Raw genomic sequence first — 20,816 nt, 5'->3', positions numbered from 1 at the left:
CATATCAGACTGAATCACCGCGGTGAATGGTTTTGGGGCTGCTACGCGCCCCATCGGGGATAAATCCCCTCGCCACAGGGGATTTTCCAGATTGTTTAGGGGCGCGCCTTGAGCTGTGCTTCCGCTGCCTTGGCCAGATCCGGTGGCAGGAAGTCCTTGTCCGGGTTGTAGTCGGCCTTCAGATAGCGCGCCAGGTCTTGCAAGTCACCCGGATTCAACGTTCCTGCCGCCTGCTTCAAGCGCAGGTTGTCGAGGATGTAGTCGTAGCGGGTGTTGTTGTAGTTGCGCACCGAGGTGTACAGCTGGCGCTGGGCGTCGAGCACGTCAACGATGTTGCGCGTACCCACCTGGTAACCGATTTCCGTGGCTTCCACCGCGCTCTGGTTGGAGATGATCGACTGGCGGCGCGCCTGCACCTGCTCGACATCGGTGTTCACCGCGCGGTGCAGGTTGCGGGTGTTTTCCACCACCTGCCGACGCAGGGATTCGCGCTGTTGCTCGCTCTGATCCAGTTGCGCATAGGACTGACGCACTTGCGAACTGGTCAGCCCACCGCTGTAGATCGGAATGTTCAGTTGCAGGCCCAGGGTGCTTTGCTCGACGTTGCCACTGTACGGCGTACCGAAGGCGTTCGGGTTGGCGAAACCGAGGGCGTCGTTGTCACCCTTTTCGTATTTGGCCACGGCATCGAGGGTCGGCAGGTGACCGGCCTTGCGCTGTTTGAGGGTCTGTTCGGCGGAGCTGACCGCAAAGTTGCTCGCCAGCAGATTGAGGTTCTGTTTGCCCGCCGTGTCGACCCAGGCCTTGGCGTCGTTTGGCGCCGGCGGCAGGATCGGCAGCGTGTGGACGATGCCCTGAATCGAGTTGTACTGACGGTTGGTCAGGGTGATCAGCGCTTCGAACGCATCATCGACCTGACGCTGCGCAACGATACGGTTGGCGCGCGCGGTGTCGTAACTGGCCTGCGATTGCAGGACATCGGTCTTGTCCGACAGGCCGACATCGAAACGCTCGTTGGACTGGTCGAGCTGACGCTTGAACGCGGCTTCTTCAGCCTTGGTCGAGGCCAGGTTGTCCTGACTGCGCAGCACGTTGAAGTAGCTTTCAGCCGATTGCAGAATCAGGTTCTGTTCGGTGGCCGAGAGTTGCAGGGCGGCTTGTTCGTTGACGTCTTTCGCCGCTTGGTACTGGAACCAGCGATCGGCGCGGAACAACGGCTGGGCCAGGGTCGCCTGATAGGAATGCGCGCTGCGATTGGCAATGGCTGAAGGCTGGTCGATCGAGGTGCGCACGTCCGCCACTTCGGCGCCGCCAGACAAGTTCGGCAGCAAGCCGGCACGGGCCTGCGGCACCACTTCCTTTTGCGCTCCGTACTGGGCGCGGGCGGCGGCCAGATCGGCGTTGTTGTCGACGGCTTCCTGATAGACGCTGACCAGGTCGGTCTTGGTCGACAAGGGCGCTTCTGCTGCCCAGGCCATTGCGTTGGACGCACAAGACACGGCAAGAGCCAGTGAAAGTTTGCGCAGCATGAGGCGATCCCTAGCAAAAATATTACGGAAATAATGTGCGCGCCAAGGCTACGGCGCGGCCCCGGCAGCGTCAAGGCGCGCAGGGCACAGCGAGTGTAGTTGCGCAATCGTGCGGCAACAATCCTGCAAGTCCCGGTAATTGCGCCATTCATCATGGTGTTTGCCGCGGTGTTGGCGTTCTTTGCTGGTTGTGTCTAGACTGGCCGGGTTCTTGTCGGGGTGCCTTGCTATGAGGCTGAGATCGAATAATTTCGGATCCCGTTGAACCTGATCAGGTTAGCGCCTGCGTAGGGAACAAGATTTCTCGTCACCCGGCGAGTCCTCTTGTGCTTCGTCCGGGAAATTGTTCGACAATCGAACGCTCGACGACGATGCACAGCACCAGTCCTGGTGCGTCCGTGCCTTTCAGGTTCTGCTCCGACAATCCATTTGCCTGGATGCTGTCTGGAGAGCCCGTGATGACTACAAAAGCAAAAAACGCGATCAACCTGAGTGACTCGGCCAAGGTCGATGAGCAGTCGGTTCAGCCGTTCACCCGTTCGCAAAAAGTCTACGTTCAGGGCTCGCGCCCGGACATCCGCGTGCCGATGCGCGAAATCACCCTCGATGTGACCCCGACCGACTTCGGCGGCGAAATCAACGCGCCGGTCACCGTCTACGACACCTCGGGCCCGTACACCGATCCGAACGTGGTGATCGACGTGCGCAAAGGTCTGGGCGACGTGCGTTCGGCGTGGATCGACGACCGTGGCGACACCGAGCGTTTGCCAGGCCTGAGTTCCAACTTCGGTCAGGAGCGCCTCGCCGACCCTGAACTGACCAAGCTGCGTTTCGCCCACGTCAACAGCCCGCGCCGCGCCAAGGCCGGGGCCAACGTCAGCCAGATGCACTACGCGCGCAAAGGCATCATCACCGCCGAGATGGAATACGTCGCCATCCGCGAAAACATGAAGCTGCAAGAAGCCCGCGCCGCTGGCCTGTTGACTCAGCAACACGCCGGCCACAGCTTCGGCGCGAGCATCCCGAAAGAAATCACCGCTGAATTCGTCCGCGAAGAAATCGCCCGTGGTCGCGCGATCATTCCGGCCAACATCAACCACGTCGAACTGGAACCGATGATCATCGGCCGTAACTTCCTGGTGAAGATCAACGGCAACATCGGCAACAGCGCCCTGGGTTCGTCCATCGAAGAAGAAGTGGCGAAACTGACCTGGGGCATTCGCTGGGGTTCGGACACCGTGATGGACCTGTCCACCGGCAAACACATTCACGAAACCCGCGAATGGATCATCCGCAACTCGCCGGTGCCGATCGGTACCGTGCCGATCTATCAGGCGCTGGAGAAGGTCAACGGCGTCGCTGAAGACCTGACCTGGGAGCTGTTCCGCGACACGCTGATCGAGCAGGCCGAGCAGGGCGTCGACTACTTCACCATCCACGCCGGCGTGCTGTTGCGCTACGTGCCGCTGACCGCCAAACGCGTGACCGGCATCGTTTCCCGTGGCGGTTCGATCATGGCCAAGTGGTGCCTGGCGCACCACAAAGAGAACTTCCTCTACACCCACTTCGACGAAATCTGCGAAATCATGAAGGCCTACGACGTCAGCTTCTCGCTGGGCGATGGCCTGCGTCCGGGCTCGATTGCCGACGCCAACGACGAAGCGCAATTCGGCGAGCTGGAGACCCTCGGCGAGCTGACCAAGATCGCCTGGAAACACGACGTGCAATGCATGATCGAAGGCCCGGGCCATGTGCCGATGCAGTTGATCAAAGAGAACATGGACAAGCAGCTTGAGTGCTGCGACGAGGCGCCGTTCTATACCCTCGGCCCGCTGACCACCGATATTGCGCCGGGTTACGACCACATCACCTCGGGTATCGGTGCGGCGATGATCGGCTGGTTCGGTTGCGCCATGCTCTGCTACGTGACGCCGAAGGAACACCTCGGCTTGCCGAACAAGGATGACGTGAAGACCGGGATCATCACCTACAAGATCGCCGCCCACGCAGCGGACCTGGCCAAAGGGCATCCGGGCGCGCAGATTCGCGACAACGCCTTGAGCAAGGCGCGTTTCGAATTCCGTTGGGAAGACCAGTTCAACCTCGGTCTCGACCCGGACACTGCACGTTCGTATCACGATGAAACCCTGCCGAAGGACTCGGCCAAGGTCGCGCACTTCTGCTCGATGTGCGGGCCGAAATTCTGCTCGATGAAGATCACTCAGGAAGTCCGTGAATACGCGGCCAACCAGCGGATCGACGCGGTCGACGTGGACGTCGCCCAAGGCCTTGCGGAACAGGCCGAGCGGTTCAAGAAGGAAGGCAGTCAGCTGTACAAGAAGGTTTGATCTGACCTGAAGTCTGCGGTGTCTGTGCTGGCCCCTTCGCGAGCAAGCCCGCTCCCACATTTGAATCCAGTTGTTCACAAAACTTGTGTTCACAGGCGATCCAGTGTGGGAGCGGGCTTGCTCGCGAAGACGTCAGAACAGGCGCCAGGGATCTCAATGACAAAAATACTCCTCTGAGATAACACCTTGAGCATTCAACCCGGCACTTATTCCCCCGACCTCGCCGTACCCGCCGACAAGCGAGTATTCGGCGGTCGCGATCTGTTTTCCCTGTGGTTTTCCCTCGGCATCGGCTTGATGGTATTGCAGACCGGCGCCTTGCTCGCGCCGGGTCTGGGCCTTTCCGGTTCGCTGCTGGCGATTTTCCTAGGCACGCTGGTTGGCGTGCTGCTGTTGGCCGCTGTCGGCGTGATCGGCAGCGATACCGGTCTGTCCTCGATGGCCGCACTGAAACTGAGCCTCGGCAGCAAAGGCGCGAGCCTGCCGGCGCTGCTCAACCTGCTGCAACTGATCGGTTGGGGCTCGTTCGAAATCATCGTCATGCGTGACGCTGCCAGCCTGCTCGGCACTCGCGCGTTCAGCGAGGGTTCGCTGTGGGCCAGCCCGATGCTCTGGACCTTGTGTTTCGGCGCGCTGGCGACTTTGCTCGCGGTCAGCGGGCCGCTGACGTTCGTGCGTAAGATCCTGCGCAAGTGGGGCATCTGGCTGATTCTGGCCGCGTGCATCTGGCTGACCTGGAATCTGTTCACCAAGGCTGATCTGGCGGCACTCTGGGCGCGTGCCGGGGACGGTTCGATGCCGTTCGCCGTGGGCTTCGACATTGCCATCGCCATGCCGTTGTCGTGGCTGCCGCTGATCGCCGATTACTCGCGCTTTGGCAAGCGTGCGAAGCACGTGTTCGGCGGCACTGCGATCGGTTTCTTTATCGGTAACTTCTGGTTGATGAGTCTCGGCGTGGCCTACACCCTGGCGTTTGCGCCGAGTGGTGAAGTCAATGCGTTACTGCTGGCACTGGCCGGGGCCGGTCTGGGCATTCCGCTGTTGCTGATTCTGCTGGATGAGTCGGAAAACGCTTTCGCCGACATTCATTCGGCAGCGGTGTCGAGCGGGATTCTGTTGCGCTTGAAAGTCGAGCATCTGGCCTTGGCCATCGGCGTGATCTGCACCCTGATTGCACTGCTGGCGCCATTGGCGCAGTACCAGAACTTCCTGTTGCTGATCGGTTCGGTGTTCGCGCCGCTGTTCGGCGTGGTGCTGGTGGATCACTTCATCCTGCGCAAGCGCAGCGCTCAGGTGGCGTCAGCCGCATTGCGCTGGCCGGCGCTGCTGGCGTGGCTGGGCGGGATCAGCACCTACCACTTGCTGGCGAATCTGTATCCGGATGTCGGCGCGACCCTGCCGGCACTGGTGCTGGCAGGGCTGTTGCAACTGGTGCTCGGTCGGGCGTTCAGTTACGGCCGGGAAACAGCTCGGGTTTGAGAATGCCGTTCAGACGCGGGTAAGGAATCTTCAGTTCGACGTGGCCCAGCGCGTAAGGCGCGATGGTGCTCACGTCGTACTTGAGGATCACGCCACCGTAGGTCAGCGCCACGTTCGGGGTTTTGACGAACGGCCAGCTCTTCACGAAATCCGCTTCCTGATCGAGCTTGGTGCTGATCAGCCAGCTGTTATGCGCCACTTGCGCCGCTTTCCAGAACGCCTCTTCCTGACCCGGCAGCAACATGTCCGACAGGTTCAGCACTTTATGCTGCTGACGCGAATAGTTGATGAAACCGCGGCCCGGCGTGCCATGGGCGCCGCCGGTGTCGAGGTAGCTCGACAGTTCGATGATCACCAAGCCGTCATGCTGCTCGCGTACCTTGGCCTGCAAATAGCTGCTGTTGCGCGGGCCGGCGTTGCGCAGGAATTGATCACGATAGGCGGCCAGGGTTGGCGCTACCGCTGCGTTTTGCTCGGTGCGGGTCATTTGCAGCAGGCGTTTTTCGATAATGCCGTCCAGCGCAGGCTCGGCCGCGAAGTGCACGGTATCGATATTCACCAGCGGGCAGTCCGGGTTGGAACAGCCGGGTTTCAGGGTTTCCGACGCATCGCGGGTGGTTTCCAGCGGCGTGCGGTAGTTGGGCTGGAACAGGTTGGCGCAGGCGCCCAGGGTCAGGGCGATGGCGGCCACGGAGGCAATTTTGAAAAGCGACATGGGCGTCCTTTCTGAAACAGGGGAAGGCAAAAAGTTATCCGCTTCGACTCTCGCCGAAGCAGTCAGTTCGCCACTAAGCTAATTAGAGTGGGTTTCGCCTCCACCGTCCATCCCGCTGACGGTAAAGGGGCTGCATCAATCATCGCGGGCGCGTTAGGATGGCGCGAAGTCGAGGCCGCCAGTAACCAAAAGCAGCCTCGTATTGGATTTGCAGCAAGAGAGGATGCTCATGACAGATTTTGCCAACGCCACTCCGGCCACCGTCGATGTCGTAAAGCGAGAGCGCTGCTACGAGGGCTTCTACAAGCTCGACCGTTTGCACCTGCGCCATGAACTGTTCGCCGGGGGCATGAGCCGCGAGATCAACCGCGAAGTCTTCGTGCGTCACGATGCCGTGTGCCTGCTGCCTTACGATCCAAAGCGCGATGAAGTGGTGCTGCTCGAGCAGTTTCGCGTCGGTGCCATGGGCAAGACCGACAACCCTTGGCTGGTTGAGCTGGTCGCCGGTCTGATCGACAAGGCCGAAGTGCCGGAAGAAGTTGCTCACCGCGAGGCGCAGGAGGAAGCTGGGCTGGACATCAAGGCCCTGTGGCCGATGACCCAATATTTCCCGTCGCCGGGCGGCAGCAACGAATACGTGCATTTGTTTCTGGGGCGTTGCAGTACAGAAGGCGTAGGCGGCCTGCATGGGCTGGAGGAAGAAGCAGAAGACATCCGTGTCACGGTCTGGGCCTTTGAAGATGCCTTGCAGGCCGTCCGTGACGGACGCATTGCCAACGCGGCGAGCATCATCGCCTTGCAATGGCTGGCGCTGAACCGCGCCGAAGTGAGGGGGTTATGGTCGTAAACAAGCTGCGCGATCGCTATCGAGTCGACCTCGCCGGGCTGCAAGCCGCCTGCGAGGCCAACTATGCGCGCCTGATGCGACTGGTGCCGGATATGCGCAACGACCCCGAGGCGCGGCGGATCGCCGTGACCCAGGGCGAGCAGATGCTCGGCGTGCTGGCCCTCGAAGTGCTGCAGACTTGCCCCTACACCACCACTTTGCAGGTGCGTCAGGAACACAGTTTGCCGTGGCTGCCGGTGCCGCAACTGGAAGTGCAGGTCTACCACGATGCGCGGATGGCCGAAGTGATCAGCGCCGAGCATGCACGACGCTTTCGCGGCATCTATCCTTACCCGAACGCCGCGATGCATCAGCCGGATGAAAAGGCCCAGCTCAATCTGTTCCTCGGGGAATGGCTGAGCCATTGTCTGGCCCTGGGGCACGAGTACGAAGTCGTACGCTAGTTGTGAACTGCGTCCGGTTCGCCGGTTTCCCCTTTGCGTCATCCCCCAGCATAATTGCGGCACTCAACCGATTCCGTGCTTTTGCCCTGGGAGAACGCCTTGCCGAGCGTATCCACATTGACCACCGCCGATCCGGCGCTGCTGGTGCAGTTATCCGACAGTCATCTGTTCGCCGAGGCGGACGGCACACTGCTGGGCATGAACACCCGCGAGAGCCTGCAAAAGGTCATCGAACTGGTGCTCAGGCAGCGACCTCGGATCGACTTGATTCTGGCCACGGGGGACCTTTCCCAGGATGGCACTCTGGAGTCGTATCAACAGTTTCGTGAGATGACGGCTCAGATCGATGCGCCGGCGCGCTGGATTCCCGGCAATCACGATGAGCCGCAAATCATGGCTCAGGCCGCGGTGCAAAGTGCATTACTGGAATCAGTGGTTGATGTCGGCAACTGGCGCGTGACCTTGCTCGACTCGGCGGTGCCGGGCTCTGTGCCGGGGTATCTGCAGGATGATCAGTTGCAACTGCTGGCGCGCTCGCTGAGCGAAGCGCCAGAGCGCCATCATCTGGTGTGTTTCCACCATCATCCGGTGCCGGTGGGTTGTGCCTGGGCGGAGCCGATCGGTTTGCGCAATCCCGAAGCATTCTTCGACGTGCTCGATCGTTTTCCTCAGGCTCGCGCGGTGCTGTGGGGGCATGTGCATCAGGAGATCGACCGCGAACGCAACGGCGTACGGCTGATGGCCTCGCCATCGACCTGCATTCAGTTCGAGCCTGGCAGTCACGACTTCAAGGTCGGCGAACAGGCGCCGGGCTATCGCTGGTTGCGGCTGTTGCCGGACGGGCGGCTGGAAACCGGTGTCGAGCGCGTTACCGACTTCCAATTCACCGTCGATTACGGCTCCGAAGGCTACTGATTTCGATCAAGAGCCCCTCACCCCAGCCCTCTCCCGGAGGGAGAGGGAGCTGACCGAGGTGTCTGGCGTTATCCATCGACCTGAAAGAATGTGTCGATTATGGATTCGCTGAAACTCGCTCAAGTCGGTGTAGCTCTTGAATATCCCCCATTCAGTCCCTCTCCCTCCGGGAGAGGGCTAGGGTGAGGGGCTTTCTCCCTGTAAACTCCGCTATCTTTCGCCGACACCCAGGGAGCTCAAATGTCCGGTTCGATCCTCTATATCCACGGTTTCAACAGCGCGCCGGCCTCGAAAAAGGCCTGTCAGCTGGTCGAGGTGATGGAACGGCTGGGTTTGAGCGACCAATTGCGTGTCCCGGCGCTGCATCACCACCCGCGTGAAGCCATCGGTCAGTTGCAGCAGGCGATTGCCGAGCTGGGCCGGCCGTTGCTGGTGGGAAGCTCACTCGGCGGCTACTATGCGACTCACCTGGCTGAGCGCCACGGCTTGAAAGCCCTGCTGGTCAACCCGGCGGTCAGCCCGCACCGGATGTTCGACGGCTACCTGGGCACACAGAAAAACCTGTATACCGATGAGACCTGGGAATTGACCCACGACCATGTGACGGCCCTGGCCGAGCTGGAAGTGCCGGCACCCGTGGATGCACAGCGTTATCAGGTGTGGTTGCAGACCGGCGATGAAACACTGGATTATCGCCTCGCCCAGCAGTATTACCGGGCCTGCGCCTTGCGCATTCAGGCCGGCGGCGACCATGGTTACCAGGGTTTTGCCGAACAATTACCGGCGTTGTTGAGTTTTGCCGGCATTGGCGCCGATTTGTATCAGGCAATCGATTTCACCGCACTGTGAAGTCTTGCCCCTTTTTCATTGAATCACTGACGACGAGACCCTATGGCCACTCCCAGCGCTAGCTCTTATAACGCCGACGCCATCGAAGTCCTCTCGGGCCTCGACCCGGTGCGCAAACGCCCCGGCATGTACACCGACACCAGTCGGCCGAACCACCTCGCCCAGGAAGTCATCGACAACAGTGTCGACGAAGCCCTGGCCGGCCACGCCAAATCGGTGCAGGTCATTCTGCACGCCGATCACTCGCTGGAGGTCAGCGACGACGGTCGCGGCATGCCGGTCGACATTCACCCGGAAGAGGGTGTGTCGGGTGTCGAGCTGATCCTCACCAAGCTGCATGCGGGCGGCAAGTTTTCCAACAAGAACTACCAGTTCTCCGGCGGTCTGCACGGGGTGGGTATTTCCGTGGTCAACGCCTTGTCGACCGAAGTCCGGGTGCGCGTGAAGCGTGACGGCAACGAATACCAGATGACCTTCAAGGATGGCTTCAAGGCCACCGAGCTGGAAATCGTCGGCACCGTCGGCAAGCGCAACACCGGCACCAGCGTGTACTTCGCGCCGGATCCGAAATACTTCGATTCACCGAAATTCTCCATCAGCCGCCTCAAGCACGTGCTCAAGGCCAAGGCTGTGCTGTGCCCGGGGCTGCTGGTCAGCTTCGAAGACAAGGGCACCGGCGAGAAAGTCGAATGGCATTACGAAGACGGCCTGCGCTCCTATCTGGTGGACGCGGTCAGCGAATTCGAACGCCTGCCGGACGAGCCATTCTGCGGCAGCCTCGCCGGTAATAAAGAAGCGGTGGACTGGGCCCTGCTGTGGCTGCCGGAAGGTGGCGACGCGGTGCAGGAAAGCTACGTCAACCTGATCCCGACGGCGCAGGGCGGGACCCACGTCAACGGTCTGCGTCAGGGCCTGCTCGACGCGATGCGCGAGTTCTGCGAATTCCGCAGCCTGCTGCCACGCGGCGTGAAGCTGGCGCCGGAAGACGTCTGGGAACGCATCGCTTTCGTGCTGTCGATGAAGATGCAGGAGCCGCAATTCTCCGGCCAGACCAAAGAGCGCTTGTCGTCCCGTGAAGCGGCGGCATTCGTTTCCGGCGTCGTGAAAGATGCATTCAGCCTGTGGCTCAACGCCAACCCGGAAACCGGTCTGGCGCTGGCCGAACTGGCGATCAACAACGCCGGTCGCCGCCTGAAAGCGAGCAAGAAAGTCGAGCGCAAGCGCGTGACCCAGGGGCCGGCGCTGCCGGGCAAACTGGCTGACTGCGCCGGACAGGATCCGATGCGTTCAGAGCTGTTCCTGGTCGAAGGTGATTCCGCCGGTGGTTCCGCCAAGCAAGCGCGGGACAAGGAATTCCAGGCGATCCTGCCGTTGCGCGGCAAGATCCTCAACACCTGGGAAGTCGATGGCAGCGAAGTGCTGGCCAGCCAGGAAGTGCACAACATCGCCGTGGCCATCGGGGTCGATCCGGGCGCTGCAGACATGAGCCAGCTGCGCTACGGCAAAATATGCATCCTCGCCGACGCCGACTCCGACGGTCTGCACATCGCGACGCTGCTGTGCGCGTTGTTCGTCCAGCATTTCCGCCCGCTGGTGGACGCCGGTCACGTCTACGTGGCGATGCCGCCGCTGTACCGCATCGATCTCGGCAAAGAGATCTACTACGCCCTCGACGAAGCCGAGCGCGACGGGATTCTCGATCGTCTGGTGGCCGAGAAGAAACGCGGCAAACCGCAGGTCACCCGATTCAAAGGTCTGGGTGAAATGAACCCGCCGCAACTGCGTGAAACCACCATGGACCCGAACACCCGGCGCCTGGTGCAGTTGACACTGGGCGATGATTTTGCCGAAACCTCGGAAATGATGGACATGCTGCTGGCGAAGAAACGCGCCGGTGACCGCAAAACCTGGCTCGAATCCAAGGGCAACCTGGCCGAGGTGCTGGCCTGATGCGGTTTGGCTGGGCCTTGGCGGGTGCATTGCTGCTGAGTGCGATGGGCGTGTCGGCGGAGCCGCTGCAGGAGTTGCGCGTGCTCTCGGAACATCCGGTCGAAGGCATGCGTGGCGGCAACCTGTCGGGACTGGCCATGTGTGGCAGCGAGTTGTGGACGGTGTCGGACCGCGATGACGATCAGATCTATCGGCTCAATACCGCCGGTCAGGTCTGGCAGGCCGAGGCCTTGCACATCGACGTGCCGCTGGTGCCGGAGACCGGTTTGCCGTGGGGATTGCGCTCGCGCAATTGGGCCGCGTCGTTCGTGCGCGGTGGCGACCTGGATTTCGAAGGCATCAGCTGCGACAGCGCCGGCAATCGCTACATTGTCAGCGAGGGCCACGCGGCGGTCTTGCAGGTGCCCGTCAGCGGCCCGGTCAACTGGCTGAAGATTTCGCCGATGATGGTTCGCGAAGCGCGGGCCAGTGGCATGCTCCTGCATTTCAATGCGATCTTCGAAGGTCTGGCGATCAACCCGGCGGGTGATCAGATGTGGCTGGCCGGCGAACGGCAAAACCGCGGCTTGCTGCTGATCAAGCGTCAGCAGACGGTGTGGGATTGCGACGGTCGTTGCGTGCTGCTCAGCGAGGGCGGCAAGGAGATGCAGCCGCTGCAGTTCCCGCATGCCAAAGCGGTCGACCGCGACTTTTCCGACCTTTCGTTGTTCAACGGCAAATTGTTTACCCTTGAACGCAACGCCTTCCAGATTTGTCGGCGCGACGCGCAGACTGCCAAGGTCGAGCGCTGCTGGTCGTACGCCGCTGAACTGTTGCAGGCCAACCGCCGTTACTCGCAGAACTTCGGGTTGGAAGAAGCATTGATCGTTGATGCTGAGGGTGCGTGGGTCGGCGTCGACAATAATTTCGGCCCCCGCGCCGACGGAGAGGTTCGCCCGATCGTCTGGCGCTTCGCCGCGCCTGAAGGTGGCTGGAGCGCCAAACCGTGAGTCAGCAACCGCCGGGCAAACGCGCCGGCCGGGTGTTGATGATTCTGGCCTGGTGCGCGGGGCTGTTTCTGGCCACGCGGTTTTTCGGCCAGTGGGAAGAACGTCAGCAGAATCCGAACGTGGTGGTCACGTCCGAGCAGCATGGCGGCGTGATCGAAGTGAAGCTGGCCGGCAACGCCCAAGGGCATTTTGTCGCCAGCGGCCAGATCAACGGTGAGCCGGTGGAGTTCATGCTCGACACCGGCGCGACCGATGTGGCGATCCCGGCGGATCTGGCCAAGCGCTTGAAACTGGAAGAGGGTTTCGGTGTGACCCTGAGCACGGCCAACGGCCTGAGCCAGGGCTACCGGACAAAGATCGACCGCCTGCAACTGGGCGACATCGTGCTGCGGGACGTCCGCGCGCTGGTGGCGCCAGGTCTGCATGGCGATCAGGTGCTGCTCGGCATGAGCGCCCTGAACAAACTTGAATTTACCCAGCGCGGCGGCACCATGCTGCTGCGCCAGACAACGAACCGATGAGGCCCGCATGAGCGACATCCTTGCAGACAGCTTAGACGGCGTAGAACGCCGATCGCTGGCTGACTTCACCGAAAATGCCTACCTCAACTACTCCATGTACGTGATCATGGACCGTGCCCTGCCGCATATCGGCGACGGCCTGAAGCCGGTACAGCGGCGCATCATTTATGCGATGAGCGAGCTGGGGCTGGACGCCGATTCCAAGCACAAGAAATCGGCGCGTACCGTCGGTGACGTGCTCGGCAAGTTCCACCCGCACGGCGATTCGGCGTGTTACGAAGCGATGGTGCTGATGGCCCAGCCGTTCAGCTATCGCTACACGCTGGTCGACGGCCAGGGCAACTGGGGTGCGCCGGACGATCCGAAGTCCTTCGCCGCCATGCGTTACACCGAAGCACGCCTGTCGCGCTATTCCGAAGTGCTGCTCAGCGAACTGGGCCAGGGTACCGCTGACTGGGGCCCGAACTTCGACGGTACCTTGCAGGAACCACTGGTGTTGCCGGCACGTTTGCCGAACATCCTGCTCAACGGCACCACCGGCATCGCTGTCGGTATGGCCACCGACGTGCCGCCGCACAATCTGCGCGAAGTCGCCACTGCCTGCGTGCGCTTGCTCGATGAGCCGAAAGCCACGGTCGAACAGCTCTGCGAACACATTCAAGGCCCGGACTATCCGACCGAAGCGGAAATCATCACCCCGCGCGCCGACCTGCTGAAAATGTACGAAACCGGCAAGGGCTCGGTACGCATGCGCGCCGTGTACCACGTCGAGGACGGCGACATCATCGTCACCGCGCTGCCGCATCAGGTCTCCGGGGCCAAAGTGCTGGAGCAGATCGCCGCGCTGATGCAGGCCAAGCCGTCGAAAGCACCGCAGATCGCTGACCTTCGTGATGAATCCGACCACGAAAACCCGTGCCGCATCGTAATCATTCCGGTCAACAGCCGCGTCGATCACGAAGCGCTGATGCAGCACCTGTTCGCCAGCACCGAGCTGGAGTCGACCTACCGGGTCAACGTCAACATTATCGGTCTGGATGGCAAGCCGCAGCTGAAGAACCTGCGTGCATTGCTGGTCGAATGGCTGGAATTCCGCGTGCTGACCGTGCGTCGCCGCCTGCAATTCCGCCTCGACAAAGTCGAGCGTCGGCTGCACCTGTTGGACGGTTTGCTGATCGCCTACCTCAACCTGGATGAAGTGATCCACATCATCCGCACCGAGGAGCACCCGAAAGCCAAGCTGATCGAGCGATTTGCCCTCAGCGAGATCCAGGCCGACTACATCCTCGACACCCGCCTGCGGCAGTTGGCGCGTCTGGAAGAGATGAAGCTGCGCGACGAGCAGGACGAACTGCTCAAGGAACAGGCCAAGCTGCAAGCCCTGCTGGGCAGCGAAGCCAAGCTGAAGAAGCTGGTGCGCACCGAGCTGCTCAAAGACGCTGAAACCTATGGCGATGACCGTCGTTCGCCGATCGTCGAACGTGCTGAAGCGAAAGCGCTGACCGAACACGATCTGCTGCCGAACGAGAAAGTTACCGTCGTGCTGTCGGAAAAAGGCTGGATCCGTTCGGCCAAAGGCCATGACATCGATGCCACCGGCCTGTCGTACAAGGCGGGTGACGGCTTCAAAACCTCGGCGGCGGGGCGTTCCAACCAGTCTGCCGTGGTGATTGACTCCACTGGCCGCAGCTATTCGGTCGCTGCCCACACCTTGCCGTCGGCGCGTGGCCAGGGCGAACCGTTGACCGGCCGTCTGACCCCGCCACCGGGTGCGACCTTCGAGTGCGTGCTGATGCCGGAAGACGATGCGCTGTACGTGATCGCCTCCGACGCCGGTTACGGTTTCGTGGTCAAGGGCGAAGACCTGCAAGCCAAGAACAAGGCCGGTAAAGCCCTGTTGAGCTTGCCGAACAACGCCAAGGTGATCGCGCCGCGTCCGGTGACTGATCGCGAGAATGACTTGCTTGCCGCCGTGACAAGCGAGGGGCGGATGCTGGTCTTCAATATCAGCGATTTGCCGCAGTTGGCGAAGGGCAAGGGCAACAAGATCATCGGTGTACCGGGTGACCGTGTCGCCAGCCGTGAAGAGTTTGTCACGGACATTGCTGTGATTCCCGCGGGTGCAACCTTGATCCTGCAAGCAGGCAAACGTCCGTATAAACTGAAAGCTGAAGACCTCGAACACTACAAAGGTGAGCGTGGACGGCGTGGCAACAAGCTTCCACGTGGCTTCCAGCGGGTCGATGCACTGCTCGTCGAAAACCTCAATTAGGCGAAAACGCCCATCTAGAGGCGTCGATCTACGATTTAACGCGTAGATCGACGCTTTGGCGCTGGAGTCGGAACGCATATTCACGGATGATATGGCCTTTCCAAGCGCCGGCGTGGCCGAGCGTTCTTCATATTTATTGAGTATTTTCACTGTGGTCAGCCTTGTGGCGGCCACCTGGACGGGATGATGACTGCTCTGCGCCCCCTTATTTTCCTGCTCGCCGGCGTTTTGGGCCTGGCGGGTTGCAGCGTTCACCAGCCGGTGTCGCTGTATCAGCTGGACAGCGGAAGTCCGGCTCAGCCTGCGCAAAGCACAGGCATGGCGGTTTTGTTGGGTCCGGTAGTCATTGCTGATTACCTGCAACGTGAAACTTTGCTGCAACGTCAACCGGACGGCAGCCTGCAGGCCTCGACCGACGGTCGCTGGGCGGGCAGCCTTTCGTCGGATATCGATCAATTGCTGATGCGTCAGGTGGCCGGTCATCTGGACAGCCAGCGTGTGGTATTGGCACCCGCCACTCTGGGATTTGCCCCGGATGTGCAGGTATTGCTGACCATCACGCGTCTGGACTCCGGTGAGAAGCAACCGGCGATCCTCGATGCACAATGGCGTCTGATCGACCGTCGTGGTCAGGTGCGCGATAACCGCATCGTTCATCTGCAGGAGCTGCATGCCGGTACCACGGCTTCGCAGGTGCAGGCGCAGGGGATTCTGCTGCAGCGTCTGGCCGAGCAGTTGTCGGTGGCGCTCAAGCCATTGGCCAACCAGCCTCCGGTGGCCGAAGCACCGCGTAAGGCAGCGCCTAAACCGGCAGCGCCGGCGGCGGATGCAGAGAAGCAGCCGAAGATTCCGATGGCTTCGCCGATTCGCACGGATATGGAAGTGTTCCGCTTCTGAGTCTGAATCAGCGTCAAACCAGAGCCCGCCTTGTGCGGGCTTTGTTGTATCTGGGGGCTGGAAATCTTTGCCGTCAGTGCGGGCCTCTTCGCGAGCAAGCTCGCTCCCACAGGTCTTGAAGGTGTTCGCAAGGTCTGTGGCAGCCACCGTCCACTGTGGGAGCGAGCTTGCTCGCGAAAGGGCCGGTACAGGCAACAAAAAAGCCCGCAGACAATCACTTGTCTGCGGGCTTCTGTGCATCTGGCCTAAGGCTTACGCCCGACGCTCATGCATCCGCGCCAGTTGTCGCTCGAGCATCGACGGATACGGCTCCATCAAGCGCTCGACACAGCAAGCCCCCTCAGGGCTTGCGATCGGGCGGATCCGCGCACGCTGACGAATCAGCGCATCGTCTCCGATCTTGCGCTCGACCAGCAGCAGGTTGCGACTGTGTTGCGACAGGGCCAGCGCATCCTGAGCCGAATCGGTCAGCAGCAGGTCGATCTGGCTCAGGCCGAACAGCTCGTCGCCCAGGGTCAGGCCCAGTTGCAATTGCAGGGTGATGCCGCTGTCGGCGACTTCAATCTGCAACTGATGGCCCAGCGCCCGCAGCAACTCGCCGCAGCAGATGGCGTTGGTCAGGTAGTCGTCACCGCTGTCTTCGGTGTGGAACAGCATCAGTGTGCTGCCATCGTTCAGGGTTTCGATTTCGCCCTGATACAGCGAAGCGGCCTGATCGAGACAATCGCGATAGCGCTCCAGCAACTCTTCCAGACGGGCACGCGGCAGGCGCCGCAGTTGCTCTTGCGAACCCAGCTGGATCGCCAGCACCGCGCTGTGCTGCGGCACGCTTGGTGTCGCTTTACGCGGCGCCGGAACAGCTTCGGTCAGCGACTCGTCGCGCAGATCGGCAAACGGATCTTCGTCGTCATCATCGTCTTCAACGGTGCTGACCACGTGGCGCGGCGCCGGTTTTTGCGCGGCCATCGGGCGGGTTTCGTCAAAGCTCGGGTCACGCAGGTTGCGCACTTCGAACTCTGGCTCATCCTCTTCCTCGAACTCGGGTTCCGGCTCTGGCTCAGGTTCAGGCGCAGGCTCCGGAGCGTAGTTGGCGTGCAGCTGACGCGCCAGATCGCCGATTTCGTCCTGACGATCTATGCCCGGCGTGTGTTCGTCGATGCGCCGCAGCCAGACGCGCAATTGCAGCAACGGCGTCGACAGATAGCGACCCATGCGCAGGCTCAGGGCCAGCGACAGCGCCAACAGAATCGCACTGAGAATGCCCATGCTTTGCAGGCTGATGGTCATCGGCTGCTGGAACTGATCCATGTCCAGGCTGATGCGCAGCTGCCCGGCCGTTACGTCCTGAAAAGTGATCTTGCTCTCGTACATGCCCTCGGCTTCGCCCAGCAGGCTGTGCTTGGGGCGCTGACCGGATTCGGCGAGGATGCGGTTGTCCACGCTATAGATAGCGGCGTGTGCCACCAGCTTGTTCTTGGTCAGGTTGTTGAGCAGCACGTTGAGGCTGAGGATGTCGTTGGACACCAACAGTTCGGTGGCAGAGGTGGCGGTCTGCGTGGTCAGGCTTTCGCCCAGCGCATCGGCCTGCTCGTGCATGGCCTGCTTGAACTGCAGGCCCATCACCCCGGCATAGATCACCAGGGCCAGAGCGACCAGGATCACGTTATGGCTGGCAATGCGCAATGCAATCGGCACACGGCGATGACGCAGTGCACGGAAGATCAGCAGGAAGAAGTTATCGGTTTTAACTGGCGTGGGCCGGTTCACTGAGCTCGGCTCTTTTGTCCGTGAAGTTGACGCGCAGTATAGCGACAGGCCCTAGACCGGCAAAGCGCTCGCGGTGCCCGATGGTCACTGAAAGTGGGTAGAATGCGGTTTTTTTCCAGTTGCGGGGGTGCGCGTTGCGCGAAATCGTCCTGATTAACATCACGGGAGTCGACCGTCCGGGTCTGACTGCGGCCATTACCGGCGTTCTGGCACAAGGTGGTGTGAACATTCTCGACATCGGTCAGGCGGTGATCCACGACACCCTGTCGTTCGGCATCCTGGTCGAGATTCCCGACTCCGAGCAAGGCAAAGCCGTGCTCAAGGACATCCTGTTCAAGGGCTACGAGCTCGACCAGCAGGTGCGCTTCACCCCGGTGTCCGAAGAGGATTACCAGCAATGGGTGGGCAATCAGGGCAAGAAACGCCACATCGTCACCCTGTTGACCCGCAAAGTGACCGCCGGCCAATTGCAGGCGGTCAGCTCGATCACCGCCAAATATGGCCTGAACATCGACCATATCGACCGTCTGTCGGGTCGCATGCCGCTGGACACTCCGGCGGACAAGGGCAAGGGCTGCATCGAGTTCTCCGTGCGTGGTGAAGCGGCTGATCCGCAGGCGCTGCGTGCCGAATTCCTCAGCGTTGCGCAGGAGCTGAACGTCGACATCGCCTTCCAGGAAGATTCGCTGTTCCGGCGCAACCGGCGTCTGGCGGTGTTCGACATGGACTCGACCCTGATCGAAGCCGAAGTCATCGATGAACTGGCCAAGGCGGCCGGGGTGGGCGAGCAAGTTTCGGCCATCACCGAGCGCGCGATGGCCGGCGAACTGGACTTCCGCGCCAGCTTCAAGGAGCGCCTGGCGTTGCTCAAAGGTCTGGATGTCAGCGTGCTGGACTCGATCGGCGCTTCGCTGCGCCTGACCGAAGGCGCGGAAACCCTGTTCGCCGAACTCAAGCGCCTGGGCTACAAGACCGCGATCCTGTCCGGCGGCTTCACTTACTTCGCCAAGCAGTTGCAGGCCAAACTCGGCATCGACTACGTGTTCGCCAACGAACTGGAAGTGGTCGACGGCAAGTGCACCGGCGTGGCCATCGAGCCGATCGTCGATGCGCAGCGTAAAGCGGATCTGCTGAAGGAACTGGCGCACAAGGAAGGCTTGCGTCTGGAGCAGACCATCGCTGTGGGCGACGGCGCGAATGACCTGCCAATGCTGGCGATTGCCGGGCTGGGTGTGGCGTTCCGCGCCAAGCCGCTGGTCAAACAGTCGGCGAAGCAGGCGATTTCCACCCTGGGGCTGGATGGCGTGCTGTATCTGCTGGGCTTCCGCGATCGCGACGGGCAGCTCTGAAATCTCGGTTGTCTGAGCGGGCCCTTTCGCGAGCAAGCCCGCTCCCACATTGGACTCGGTCTCCTGTGGGAGCGGGCTTGCTCGCGAAGGGCCAACCCGATCTAAAGCGATTTCCACAACGAATCGAAATCCTCCTCGCCCCCGCCATTCTGCGCGGCCTCCAGCGAGCGATAGGCAAACTGATTGAAACTGTGCGTACTCGCCACCCGTCGATCCAGCCCGGCGCGGTGTTCTTCGCCGTGGGTGTTGATCAGCACTTTATTGCCTTCCTGAAACGGCAGGCGTGGTGCGAGCAGGGTCGCGGGCAAGTCGATGGCGCTGATCTCCGGTAGCAGCAGACCGCGCAAATACTGACTGTGATCATCTCGCGAGCGCACCAGTTGCAAACCGCAGGGTTCGGCGTGTGGTGCGACCAGTTCTATGCCCATTTGCGGCCCGCTGCCGCGTACCTGACGAATCCAGCGCACCACCGCAATGCTCCAGCCCTGATTCGTACTGTCCTGAATCCCGAGCATTTCCCCGGCCTGCAATTCGGCGGGCACTTCGCTCGGCCACGCCAGACAATAGCCGCCGGGACTGTGGTTGATCACCGGCAAGCTGTAGGTCGGATAGTGTGGAGGGCTGTCCGTGTTGCTTTCGTCCTCGCCCAGATGGTCGTACTGGATTTCCTCGTAGGGCAGCAACTCTTCAGTTGCGCCCTGCGGTGCGGCGTCGAAGGCCTGGCTCCAGCTGTCCTTTTCGCCCTGGACCACGACGCGACTGAAATTGGCCGCGCGAGCACCGGGATGTTTCAGCAGTTCGCTGAAGCTGCGTTCGCCGCCCAGGTAAAAGTGCAGGGCGCTCATGCCGACGCACACGGTCAGGCTGCCTTGACCGGCGGTGCGCTGAAAACTGCGCTCAGCGGCCTGGCCCCAACTGGCGTGCACATGTTGCAGGGTATCGAGGCTCAGTCCTGCCGGAACCGGTAGCGGCGTCGACGTCTCCTGCTGCAGTAAATGCGCTTCGATCATGTTCACCAGCGGTTGCGGATCGAAGCCCAGCAATGCGCCCTGTTGTTCTTTGCGAAACATGCTGCGGTAGCGCGGGCCGGCGTCCAGTTCAGCGCTGATGGCGAACAGTCCATCCTGCGGGCTGCCGGGATGCAGCTTGAGCAGGGCACTCCACGGCTCCAGCACTTCGGCCAGCCGGGCGATCTGGTTCTGCCGCAGTTGATTGCAACGGGCGCTGCCCAGCAGCAGGGCGGAGATGTAGGTCTGTTCCAGGCTCAGTTCGCTGCTCAGGCTCGCCAGATCGTCATGCACCCGACGCTGTTGCAACTGCAAGGCGCAAGCGCAGCGATACAACTGATGCAGCTCGAACCACAGATGTTCCGGCGGCGGGCTGTACAGCTGCGTCGCCCGCAGCAGTTGCCCCTTGAGCGCATGCGCGGCCCGTTGCAGGGCCTGACTGACCAGCGCCGCACGATCCTTGTGATACTTGGGGACAATGCGCAGAACGATCTGCTTGTAGCCGATAGCCAGATGACTTTGCAGCGCCTGACACAGGTTGCTGATCTTGCGCGAACGGTCATCGAGCATGATCGCCTGATGCAGGAAATGCCGCTCCAGATGCTGGCAGACGAAGTAAACCTCAGGGCGCAGCAGTTCGAGGAGTTGCAGGCGATTGTCACTAGGGGTGAGCAATTGGTTGAGTTCGCCCAGGCCTTGATACAACTGGCGGGCGGTTTCGCCGATGTTGGCCTTGGGCAGGCCGGCGATCCAGCGCTTGAGGTCGCGCGGGGTGGCTTCGCAGAACGACAGGCGCGTTTGCGTCGGGATCGAGGCGCGCAGGGAGGGTTGGGGGCGTGACTCACTCATGCCGTGACTGGCTCCAGCGGCGAAATTGGCAACACCAAGAACTCTAGCAGCTGTGGTCTGTTTCGCCGGATGGCATCAGGCTTTTTGACC

Annotated in this window: 16 protein-coding genes and 1 riboswitch; of the genes, 12 read left to right on the top strand and 4 right to left on the bottom strand. The window is 61.4% G+C overall.

Translation table 11 applies throughout. From position 1 onward, the window contains the following. Positions 1–95: 95 nt before the first annotated feature. A complete protein-coding gene (locus tag M0808_RS12620; RefSeq protein WP_097087093.1) occupies positions 96–1,529 on the bottom strand; it encodes a TolC family outer membrane protein in 1,434 nt (477 codons plus the stop codon). A gap of 205 nt (positions 1,530–1,734) precedes the next feature. Continuing rightward, a riboswitch (TPP riboswitch) is annotated at positions 1,735–1,840 on the top strand. 147 nt (positions 1,841–1,987) lie between these two features. Here M0808_RS12620 and thiC point away from each other — a divergent pair. Next, entirely contained in the window at positions 1,988–3,877 is a 1,890-nt protein-coding gene (thiC, locus tag M0808_RS12615) for a phosphomethylpyrimidine synthase ThiC (protein ID WP_247841291.1), read from the top strand. A 186-nt stretch (positions 3,878–4,063) separates the two neighbouring features. Next, entirely contained in the window at positions 4,064–5,356 is a 1,293-nt protein-coding gene (cytX, locus tag M0808_RS12610; protein WP_247841289.1) for a putative hydroxymethylpyrimidine transporter CytX, read from the top strand. Here cytX and M0808_RS12605 read toward each other — a convergent pair. Next, the gene (locus M0808_RS12605) at positions 5,325–6,071 is read right to left on the bottom strand and encodes an RsiV family protein (RefSeq protein ID WP_027611391.1); all 747 of its coding nucleotides are present in this window, start codon (positions 6,069–6,071) and stop codon (positions 5,325–5,327) included. The genes cytX and M0808_RS12605 overlap by 32 nt on opposite strands. Before the next feature lie 229 nt (positions 6,072–6,300). Here M0808_RS12605 and M0808_RS12600 point away from each other — a divergent pair, with 229 nt between their 5' ends. From M0808_RS12600 to M0808_RS12560, 9 genes are all read left to right on the top strand, one after another. Continuing rightward, the gene (locus M0808_RS12600) at positions 6,301–6,918 is read left to right on the top strand and encodes an NUDIX domain-containing protein (RefSeq protein WP_134785293.1); all 618 of its coding nucleotides are present in this window, start codon (positions 6,301–6,303) and stop codon (positions 6,916–6,918) included. Next, positions 6,909–7,361, top strand: coding sequence for a DUF1249 domain-containing protein (locus tag M0808_RS12595; RefSeq protein WP_007967395.1), 453 nt, complete (start codon positions 6,909–6,911; stop codon positions 7,359–7,361). Before M0808_RS12600 ends, M0808_RS12595 begins: the two co-directional genes overlap by 10 nt. Positions 7,362–7,460: 99 nt before the next feature. After that, positions 7,461–8,276 (top strand): 3',5'-cyclic-AMP phosphodiesterase, encoded by an 816-nt coding sequence (cpdA, locus tag M0808_RS12590; protein WP_139053509.1) that lies wholly within the window; start codon positions 7,461–7,463, stop codon positions 8,274–8,276. A 240-nt stretch (positions 8,277–8,516) separates the two neighbouring features. Further along, complete coding sequence (locus M0808_RS12585) at positions 8,517–9,125, top strand: YqiA/YcfP family alpha/beta fold hydrolase (RefSeq protein ID WP_096794752.1); 609 nt, start codon at positions 8,517–8,519, stop codon at positions 9,123–9,125. Between the two features lie 42 nt (positions 9,126–9,167). After that, complete coding sequence (gene parE, locus M0808_RS12580) at positions 9,168–11,075, top strand: DNA topoisomerase IV subunit B (RefSeq protein ID WP_007967400.1); 1,908 nt, start codon at positions 9,168–9,170, stop codon at positions 11,073–11,075. Beyond that, positions 11,075–12,064 (top strand): esterase-like activity of phytase family protein, encoded by a 990-nt coding sequence (locus tag M0808_RS12575; protein WP_247841287.1) that lies wholly within the window; start codon positions 11,075–11,077, stop codon positions 12,062–12,064. The genes parE and M0808_RS12575 overlap by 1 nt, the downstream gene beginning before the upstream one ends. After that, a complete protein-coding gene (locus tag M0808_RS12570) occupies positions 12,061–12,585 on the top strand; it encodes a TIGR02281 family clan AA aspartic protease (protein WP_027611396.1) in 525 nt (174 codons plus the stop codon). Before M0808_RS12575 ends, M0808_RS12570 begins: the two co-directional genes overlap by 4 nt. Positions 12,586–12,592: 7 nt before the next feature. Further along, positions 12,593–14,857 (top strand): DNA topoisomerase IV subunit A, encoded by a 2,265-nt coding sequence (gene parC / locus M0808_RS12565; RefSeq protein WP_047600727.1) that lies wholly within the window; start codon positions 12,593–12,595, stop codon positions 14,855–14,857. Between the two features lie 186 nt (positions 14,858–15,043). Beyond that, entirely contained in the window at positions 15,044–15,754 is a 711-nt protein-coding gene (locus tag M0808_RS12560; protein ID WP_095138104.1) for an ABC-type transport auxiliary lipoprotein family protein, read from the top strand. 252 nt (positions 15,755–16,006) lie between these two features. Here M0808_RS12560 and M0808_RS12555 read toward each other — a convergent pair whose 3' ends face one another. Next, the gene (locus M0808_RS12555; RefSeq protein ID WP_096794755.1) at positions 16,007–17,521 is read right to left on the bottom strand and encodes an AhpA/YtjB family protein; all 1,515 of its coding nucleotides are present in this window, start codon (positions 17,519–17,521) and stop codon (positions 16,007–16,009) included. Positions 17,522–17,655: 134 nt separating this feature from the next. Between M0808_RS12555 and serB the strand changes: the two genes are divergently transcribed. After that, positions 17,656–18,870, top strand: a complete 1,215-nt coding sequence (serB, locus tag M0808_RS12550; protein ID WP_007967407.1) for a phosphoserine phosphatase SerB — start codon at positions 17,656–17,658, stop codon at positions 18,868–18,870. A 101-nt stretch (positions 18,871–18,971) separates the two neighbouring features. On the opposite strand, the gene M0808_RS12545 is transcribed toward serB, so the two are convergent. Beyond that, positions 18,972–20,726, bottom strand: a complete 1,755-nt coding sequence (locus M0808_RS12545) for a molecular chaperone (protein WP_247841285.1) — start codon at positions 20,724–20,726, stop codon at positions 18,972–18,974. Positions 20,727–20,816 lie beyond the last annotated feature (90 nt).

Source organism: Pseudomonas sp. MWU12-3103b (assembly GCF_023100615.1).
Taxonomy (GTDB): domain Bacteria; phylum Pseudomonadota; class Gammaproteobacteria; order Pseudomonadales; family Pseudomonadaceae; genus Aquipseudomonas; species Aquipseudomonas putida_A.
The sequence above is the reverse complement of the archived record's forward strand: the minus strand, read 5'-3'. Positions and strand labels throughout refer to the sequence as shown.